The 8,177-nt window shown below is 70.9% G+C and carries 7 protein-coding genes; all 7 read right to left on the bottom strand.

Going from position 1 to position 8,177, the window contains the following annotated elements; genetic code table 11:
• Nucleotides 1-233, bottom strand: a 233-nt coding sequence (locus tag FRW57_RS24065; RefSeq protein ID WP_203230325.1) for a hypothetical protein, incomplete at its 3' end; no start/stop codon positions are given.
• A 330-nt stretch (nucleotides 234-563) separates the two neighbouring features.
• Nucleotides 564-2,120 (bottom strand): hypothetical protein, encoded by a 1,557-nt coding sequence (locus tag FRW57_RS13830; RefSeq protein ID WP_152186250.1) that lies wholly within the window; start codon nucleotides 2,118-2,120, stop codon nucleotides 564-566.
• Nucleotides 2,121-2,288: 168 nt separating this feature from the next.
• The gene (locus FRW57_RS13825; RefSeq protein WP_238384849.1) at nucleotides 2,289-2,876 is read right to left on the bottom strand and encodes a glycerol-3-phosphate acyltransferase; all 588 of its coding nucleotides are present in this window, start codon (nucleotides 2,874-2,876) and stop codon (nucleotides 2,289-2,291) included.
• On the bottom strand, nucleotides 2,873-3,769 hold the full coding sequence (locus FRW57_RS13820) for a DegV family protein (RefSeq protein ID WP_152186249.1): 897 nt from the start codon (nucleotides 3,767-3,769) through the stop codon (nucleotides 2,873-2,875). Before FRW57_RS13820 ends, FRW57_RS13825 begins: the two co-directional genes overlap by 4 nt.
• Before the next feature lie 9 nt (nucleotides 3,770-3,778).
• Complete coding sequence (leuS, locus tag FRW57_RS13815) at nucleotides 3,779-6,670, bottom strand: leucine--tRNA ligase (protein ID WP_152186248.1); 2,892 nt, start codon at nucleotides 6,668-6,670, stop codon at nucleotides 3,779-3,781.
• 172 nt (nucleotides 6,671-6,842) lie between these two features.
• A complete protein-coding gene (locus FRW57_RS13810) occupies nucleotides 6,843-7,517 on the bottom strand; it encodes a lysoplasmalogenase family protein (protein ID WP_152186247.1) in 675 nt (224 codons plus the stop codon).
• A 137-nt stretch (nucleotides 7,518-7,654) separates the two neighbouring features.
• Nucleotides 7,655-7,915: a 30S ribosomal protein S20 gene (rpsT, locus tag FRW57_RS13805; RefSeq protein WP_152186246.1), complete on the bottom strand. Its 261-nt coding sequence runs from the start codon at nucleotides 7,913-7,915 to the stop codon at nucleotides 7,655-7,657.
• Between the last annotated feature and the right edge of the window lie 262 nt (nucleotides 7,916-8,177).

Here is an 8,177-nt window from a genome sequence, read left to right as displayed (position 1 = left end):
ACGAGCAGGCCGAGGACCGCCAACCGGCTGGGTCGCACCGCCAGGTCGCGCAGCGCGTCCGGGACGGTGATCAGCGGCGGCCGTGGCGTCTTGGCCGGTCGGTGCCGTCCCTGCGACCGCGCCGCAGTCGAGCGCGTCGGGTCGGGCCGTTGCGGCGTCCAGCCGGAATCGTCGTCTTCCCAAGTTGGTTCGCCCTCGTCTGGGACGGCTGCGGCGGCGCCGGACGCCTCCATCGCAGGATCAGAGGCGGACGCGGCTGGCCTCTCAGCCGCGCCGTCTCGCACAGGTGCAGGTCCGACGACGGGCGGCGGATCCATGCCGAGGATGGCCGCGAGCCGCCCCGGAGGTGGGGGCGGGAGGCGACGACGCGGCATACCGGGCACGTTAGGAGTGCACTGGTGGCACGGCAGCCCACTGCGGCACGGCTGTGGAGGACGAGGTGGCGGCGACCGACTCTGTGGACGACGACCGTCCGCGCCATCACGCCATCACGCCATCACGCCGTGACGCGACAACGCCCGAACGGTCGAGTCGTTCGGGCGCTGTCGCGTAAGGGGATCCGGTTACTCGGACCGGCGGCTCCTCGGGCGCAGGAGCAGGAGCAGGCCACCCAGCAGGGTCATCAGGAGGCCGGCGCCAGCCACGCCGGCGTCGCCGGATCCGGTGTGCGCCAGCTGCCCACCGTCGGTGTGCACGAGCCGCGGAACGACGGGGTCGGACTGCGGTGCCGGGGCCGACGGTGCCTGAGGCAGCGACACGTGCTGGACCGGTGCCGCAGGCGCCTCGACTGCCGGCGAGGCCGGACCTCCTGCCGGGTTTGTGTCGTCCGGCGCTGCCGGGCACTCGTCTCCGGCGGGGACGGCTGCGGACACGAGCACCTGCTCGCCCCAGGCGGCGACGGCCGGGGTCACGACCGTCTTCTCGGTGTGCGACTGCTCCGCCACGGCGTCTTGGTCGGTGACCGTCTTGGTGGCCCCCGTGAGCGACCACCCGTCGCCCTCGGGCGACTCACCGACCGGCAGCCACGTCGTCTCGGTGTCCGTCACAGCCTCGACCGCATCCTGCGCGGGGGCGTCGACGACCGCCCGCGTCCACTCCTGCTGCTGGTGCGTCACCTCCGGATGGTGGATGACCTCGTCGTGGGCGGGCACGTCGACGACCTCGCGGGTGAGGTAGGTCTGCGACCAGTCGGCGCCAGGCGACTCAACGCTCCACTGGTAGACCCAGGTGTAGGTGGGGTCCTGCGCCGGCTGGTCGACGACCTGGCGGGTCCAGTGCCAGACCAGGGTGGACTCGTGGTTGACGGTCTCGTACACGGCCGGGTGGACGACGTCGTGCGAGATCTCCGGCACCTCAGGGGTGCCCGGCTCGAGGACGGTCTCCTCGGTGTCGTTGGACAGGGTGTAGTCGGAGGGGCCCGGGTCCCCCTGGGGCAACCAGACAAAGTCGTTGCCCCCGCGCTCCACCCACTTCACCAGGACCTTCATGACGGCAGGCTTGGCAGGCACATACGCCTGGTCGATGACCTTCTCGGTCCACGCCTCCTTGACGAGCACCTGCTCGGAGTACGCGGCCTCGCCGGTCGTGCCCTCCAGGGTCCATCCGTCGCCCTCTGGCGGGGACGAGCTCTCGGTGTCGGCGCTGTCGGTGCGGTAGGTCGCGTCCTGGCCGGGCTGGTCGACGACCTGCTGCCGCCACTGTCGCTCGGTGACGTACGTGGCGGGCACCGTGACCGTCTCGTCCCACGCCTCCTGGTCCACGACCGTCCTGCTCTCGCCGGTGCGCGACCAGCCATCACCCTCGGGAGCGCCGTAGCCGTCGACGTAGGCGGTCTCCGTGTGCGTCTGCTCGTCGACCGCCGGCACACCCGGCGTGACGACGACCGTCCGCTGCCACTGCGCCTCGTCGTGCGTGACGGCCGCCTTGGCCGCGACGTCGACCACGGTCTCGAGACCGGTCACCGCGGGGACAGCCGGGTGGGCGACCGTCGTGTAGACCGCCGGCTGGGCCGGAGTGCCGCAATCCAGGCCAGCGGCGCTCGCCGCGCCGGCACCCAGGACGCCGCCACCCAACAGGACCGCCGAGCAGACCAGCGTTGCCCAAGACTTTGTGCTTTGCATGTCAAAACCCCGTCATCCCCAGCCGGCGACCATGCCGGCTACTCAGTGGTAACCACTTGGCTACTGAGCAGGAACGTACAAGTTAAAGTCAGGGCTTGGTAAGGAGATGGTAAAGAATTCATCCTTTTGGCCGACGCGGCAGTCGTCCGTTCGCCCGACTGCTGGCGCTCACACCATGTGCAGGGCGGCCCGGATGTTGCGCTGGTGCCGGATGACGACCAGCACCCCGATCGCCACGCCGAAGGTGCGGGCGACCACCTCCGGATCCGGCACAGGACCGGCCAGCGACAGCACGATCAGCGCCGCCGCCGCGCACAGGGACGCGAGAGCCACCCACCGCCCCGCCCACACGACCAGCCCGAAGAGCACCACCATCACCAGGGCGAACCACGGCAGCAGCGCCAGCACGGCACCGAGCGACGTCGCGACACCCTTGCCGCCCCTCCCCCGCAGGAACGGCGAGAACATGTGTCCGAGCACCGCGGCCAGCCCGACGGCGTATGCCGTGAACCGGTCGAGCAGCCACAGGGCCAACAGGGCCGGCACCAGGCCCTTGAGGACGTCCAGCACCCCCACGACGACCCCGTAGCGCAGTCCGAGCAGGCGACCCGCGTTGGTGGCCCCCGGGTTGCCCGAGCCCAGGCGCAGGTCGCCCTGGCGCCGACGCGCGATCATCGTCGCCGGGCTGATGCTGCCGACCACGAACGCCAGCACCACGGCCACGACGAACCAGAGCCACGATCCGGGGCCGGTCAAGACTCGGCCCCCGTCGAGTCGTCCAAGGCGAACGACGAGTCCGGCCGCGGTGACACCACGATGCCGATCGTCCCCGGACCGACGTGGGCGCCGACGACGGCCCCGAGCTCGACCAGTGCCACCTCGTGCGCCTCGGGCAACCGATCGCGGAGACGCTCGGCCAACGCCCGGGCCCGCTCGGCCGAATCAAGGTGCTGCACAGCGACATCCACGCCCTCGTCGCCCCCGGTCTCGGTGGCTGCCGCGACCGCACGCTCCTCCATCCGCCCCAGCGCCCGCGACGCCGTGCGCACCTTCTCCAGCGGCTCGATGTGGCCGTCGTCGAGGGTGAGCAGCGGCTTGATCGCCAGGGCGGACCCGAGCAGGGCGGAGGCCGCGCCGATCCGGCCGCCGCGCCGCAGGTACTCCAGCGTGTCCACGTAGAAGATTGCCGTCGCGCGCCCGGCGCGAGACCGGGCGGCCTGGGCCGCCGCCTGCGCCGAGCCGCCTTGCGCCGCAACGTGGGCCGCCGACAACACGGCATACCCCATCGCCATGCCGAGCACCCGCGAGTCGACCACCTCGACCGGCACCGGCGACTGGCGCGCCGCCAGCATGGCCGCCTCGTAGGTGCCTGACATGGCGGCCGAGATGTGCACGGAGACGATCGAATTCGCGCCCTCGGCGGCAGCACGCTCATAGGTCTCGAGGAAGACCTGGGGTGAAGGCCGCGAGGTGCTCACCGGGGTGAACGCCCGCAGCGCCGCGGCCACCTCAGCGGTCGACACGTCTACCCCCTCGGAGTGCTCGACGCCCCCCAGCACGACGTGCAGCGGCACCACGTGGATGTCGTGGCGCGCGACCACGTCCGACGGCAGGTATGCCGTGGAGTCCGTGACGATGGCGACGCTCACGCGGGCAGGCTACCCGGCCACGATGTTGACCAGCTTCGGCGCGCGCACGATGACCTTGCGCACCGACTGCCCGTCCAGCAGCGCCACGATCTTCTCGCTCGCGAGCGCCGCGGCCTCCAGGTCGGCGTCGCTCATGTCGGCCGCCACCTCGATCCGGTCGCGCACCTTGCCCTGCACCTGGATGACGCAGGTGACCGTGTCCTCCACCAGCAGCGCCGGGTCGGCCTTCGGGAACGGCTCGTAGGTCAGCGAATCCGGGTGGCCCAGCAGGCTCCACAGCTCCTCGGCGATGTGCGGGGCCACCGGGGCGGTCATCACCACGATGGTCTCGGCCGCCTCCCGCGGCACAGCCGGCAGCTTGGTCAGCGTGTTGTTGAGCTCGATCAGCTTGGCGACCGCCGTGTTGAAGTGCAGCGCGTGGTAGTCGCGGCCCACGCCGTCGATCGCACGGGCCACCGCGCGCCGGGTCGCCTCGTCCATCGGCGTGTCGACCACGGTCAGCTCGCCGGTGGTCTCGTCGACGACGTTGCGCCACAGGCGTTGCAGGAACCGCTGCGCGCCGACGACGGCACGGGTCTCCCACGGCCGCCCCTGCTCCAGCGGGCCCATCGACATCTCGTAGACCCGGAACGTGTCGGCGCCGAAGCTGGCATACATGTCATCGGGGCTGACCGCGTTCTTCAGCGACTTGCCGATCTTGCCGTACTCCCGCCGCACCGGCTGTCCCCGCCAGGTGAACGCCGGCTCCGCGCCGTCGGCCCCAGGCGTCTCCTCGACCTCCTCCGCCGGCACGTACTGCCCGCGGGAGTCGGTGTAGGCGAAAGCCTGGATCATGCCCTGGCTGAAGTACTTTCGGAACGGCTCCTCGGAGCCGATGTAACCCAGGTCGAAGAGCACCTTGTGCCAGAACCGGGCGTAGAGCAGGTGCAGCACGGCATGCTCGACCCCGCCGATGTAGAGGTCGACGCCGCCGGGGTCGGTGACGCCCTCGGGCGCCCCCTCGACGGTCGACTCGTGCCGCGCCATCCAATAGGCCTCGACCTCCGGGTCGACAAAGACCCGGTCGTTGGCGGGGTCGAGGTATCGCAAGTAGTACCAACACGATCCGGCCCAGTTGGGCATGGTGTTGGTCTCGCGCCGGTAGCGCTTCGGGCCGTCGCCCAGGTCCAGCTCGACGTTGACCCACTCCGGCACCCGCGACAGGGGCGGTTCCGGCGCCGACGTGACGTCGTCGGGCTCGAACGTCTTGGGCGAGTAGTCGGGCACCTCCGGCAGCTCGACCGGCAGCATCGAGTCGGGCAGCGAGTGGGCGTGCCCGTCCTCGTCGTAGACGATGGGAAAAGGCTCGCCCCAGTAGCGCTGGCGGGAGAACAGCCAGTCGCGCAGCCGGTAGGTGACGGTGCCGTGTCCGGCCCCGGAGGCCTCCAGCCAGGCGATGATCGCCTCCTTGGCCTCGTCGACGCTCATCCCGTCCAGGCTGATCTGCGCGTTCGACGAGTTGATCGTCACTCCCGCGCCCGCGTAGGCCTGGTCGGCCGGGTGCCCTTCGGGCGGCTGCACGGTGTGCACGATCGGCAGGCCGAACTTGGTCGCGAACTCGAAGTCGCGCTGGTCGCCGCCGGGCACGCCCATGACCGCGCCGGTACCGTAGCCCATCAGCACGTAGTCGCCGACGAACACCGGGATCTGCTCTCCGGTCACGGGATTGGTGGCGTAGCTGCCGGTGAAGACACCGGTCTTGTCCTTGCCCTCGGACTGCCGGTCCACGTCGGTCTTGCGCGAGGCCGCCAGCCGGTATGCCGAGACCGCCGCGCTCGGCGACGCCTCGGCCCCGGTCCACACCGGGTTGGTGCCCTCGGCCCACTCGCCTGGTGCCACCAGGGACTCGACCAGCGGGTGCTCGGGCGCCAGCACCATGAAGGTGGTGCCGAACAGCGTGTCCGGCCGGGTCGTGAAGACCTCGATCGCCTTCTGCTCCCCCGCCGGAGTCGTCACCGCGAACGCGACCTGGGCGCCCTGCGAGCGACCGATCCAGTTGCGCTGCATGGCCTTGACCTTCTCGGGCCAGTCGACCCGGTCCAGGTCGTCGGCCAACCGGTCGGCGTACTTGGTGATGCGCATCATCCACTGCGACAGGCTGCGCCGGAAGACCGGGTAGTTGCCGCGCTCGGAGCGGCCCTCGGCGGTGACCTCCTCGTTGGCCAGCACGGTGCCCAGCCCCGGACACCAGTTGACCGGGGCCTCGCTGGAGTAGGCCAGCCGCTCGTCGTCGACCGCTGCGCGCTGCTCGTCGGCACTCAGCTCGGTCCACGGCCGCCCGTCCGGCGTCGGCCGCTCGCCGCGCTCGAAGGCGGCCACCAGCTCGCTGATCGGGCGCGCGCGACCGGCACGCTCGTCATACCAGCTCTCGAAGATCTGGGTGAAGATCCACTGCGTCCACCGGTAGTAGCTCGGGTCCATCGTGGCGATGCTGCGCCGGTCGTCGTGTCCCAGCCCGAGCCGACGCAGCTGGCGCCGCATCGTGACCATGTTCTCTTCCGTGGTCTTGCGCGGATGCTGGCCGGTCTGCACGGCATACTGCTCGGCCGGCAGCCCGAACGCGTCGTAGCCCAGGCAGTGCAGGACGTTCTTGCCGGTCATCCGGTGGTAGCGCGCGAAGACGTCGGTGCCGATGTAGCCCAGCGGGTGCCCCACGTGCAGGCCGGCGCCCGAGGGGTAGGGGAACATGTCGAGGACGAGCAGCTTGCCGTGCTCCTCGAACGTCGCGACCGCTTCGGGCTCGGCCCACGGGCCGGCGGGGTTGGGCGCGTGGAAGGTGCCCTCGGCCTCCCACCGGTCCTGCCACGCCTCCTCGATCCGGCCGGCCAGCTCGGCGGTGTAACGATGCGGGGTCTCGTTCATGCTCGCGGTCCTCTTCCGGTCACCAGTGCGCGTCGTTGGCTGTCTCCAGTCGCGGTGTCGGACGCACCGCCAGACATGAGAAAACCCCTCACCACGGAGGGGTTTGCCGCGTTGTCGTCCGACCGATCAACGCGGCTGCATAAGGAGCAGTGTGCAACGCATGTGCTCAAGGTTAGCGCAGGCCGCTGCTCGCTGTCGCCGAGGTCAGGGCCCCGACCACCATCAGCACCTGCCCGACGTGGTAGGTCACCATCACCACCAGGTCGGCGCGGGCGCGCGGCCCGACGAACCGGTCCAGCCCGAGCACGAGGTCGGAGACGAGGAAGACCAGCGCACCGGCCAGCACCAACGGCAGCGCGGTGCCCGCCGCGGTCACCGCGAGCGCCGACAGCACGAGCATGTATGCCGTCGTGCCACCACCGAGCCAGGGCCCGCCCTCGCGCGTGGCCCCGGCCTGGACCCGGTGGCCCGCGGTGCGCAGCACGAAGAGCGCGAGGACCAGGACGACGAGCGCGGGGATCCAGTGGAACCCGAGCATGACGAAGGCGACGAGGTAGGCCAGGTCGCTGAGCAGGAAGGCCCCGAGGCCCCCGACGAACGACCGAGCGCCCGAGCCCAGCAGGAACACGTCGCCGACCAGCGCGAGCCCGAGGGCGACGAGCACGGACACCCCGACGTCGGTGCCGGGGGCACCGAGCGTGACCGCGAGCGCGATCAGCGCCAGCAGGGCCAGCGGCTTGGTGACCATCTCCACGCGCGGTGCGGCACGCCATACGGCTGCCCACGTGGCCACCACGAGGGCCGCCAGCACGAGGGCCGCCAGCGCGACGGCGGCGGCGACGGTCATGGCAGCGACGTTATCGACCGGTGGTGACACGACGAAGGCCGCCACCCCGGTGGGGCGACGGCCTTGCGACGTTTGGGCTCAGCGCTTGTGGTCGCGCTCCCTGGCGGCAGGGTCGCTGCGCTGCGTCGCCCTTCAGGTCAGAGGGAGGCGGCCTTCTTGGCCATCGCCGACTTCTTGTTGGCCGCGTTGTTCTGGTGGATGACACCCTTGCTGACGGCCTTGTCGAGTTTGGTGGAGGCCACCTTGAGCGCCTCCTGGGCCGCGGACTTGTCACCCGACTCGACGGCGGCGCTGAACTTGCGGATCCAGGTGCGCAGCTCGCTCTTGACGGCGCGGTTGCGCTCGGTCGCGACGGCGTTGGTGCGGATCCGCTTGATCTGGGACTTGATGTTTGCCACGAGGCTTCTTTCTCACATTCGGGTAGGTCGGTGCTGCTCTGTCATGAGGGCGACAGACGCGCCTCGGGACCGGGCGTGGGGCACCCGTGGTTGAGACGCGCAGGGTGGTGCTCAAGCATGCGCACACGACCTGAGCGCGCACGCGATGGTCAAATCTAGCAGCGCGGGGTGGTCGCGGCCAAAACGGCGGGGCGCCCGCGCAGGTGGACGCGCGGGGGTCGAGCGGCGGTCACGCGGCGGTCACGCGGCGCCGGGCACCTGG

This window comes from Segeticoccus rhizosphaerae (genome assembly GCF_009192725.1).
GTDB lineage: Bacteria > Actinomycetota > Actinomycetes > Actinomycetales > Dermatophilaceae > Segeticoccus > Segeticoccus rhizosphaerae.
The sequence above is the reverse complement of the archived record's forward strand: the minus strand, read 5'-3'. Positions and strand labels throughout refer to the sequence as shown.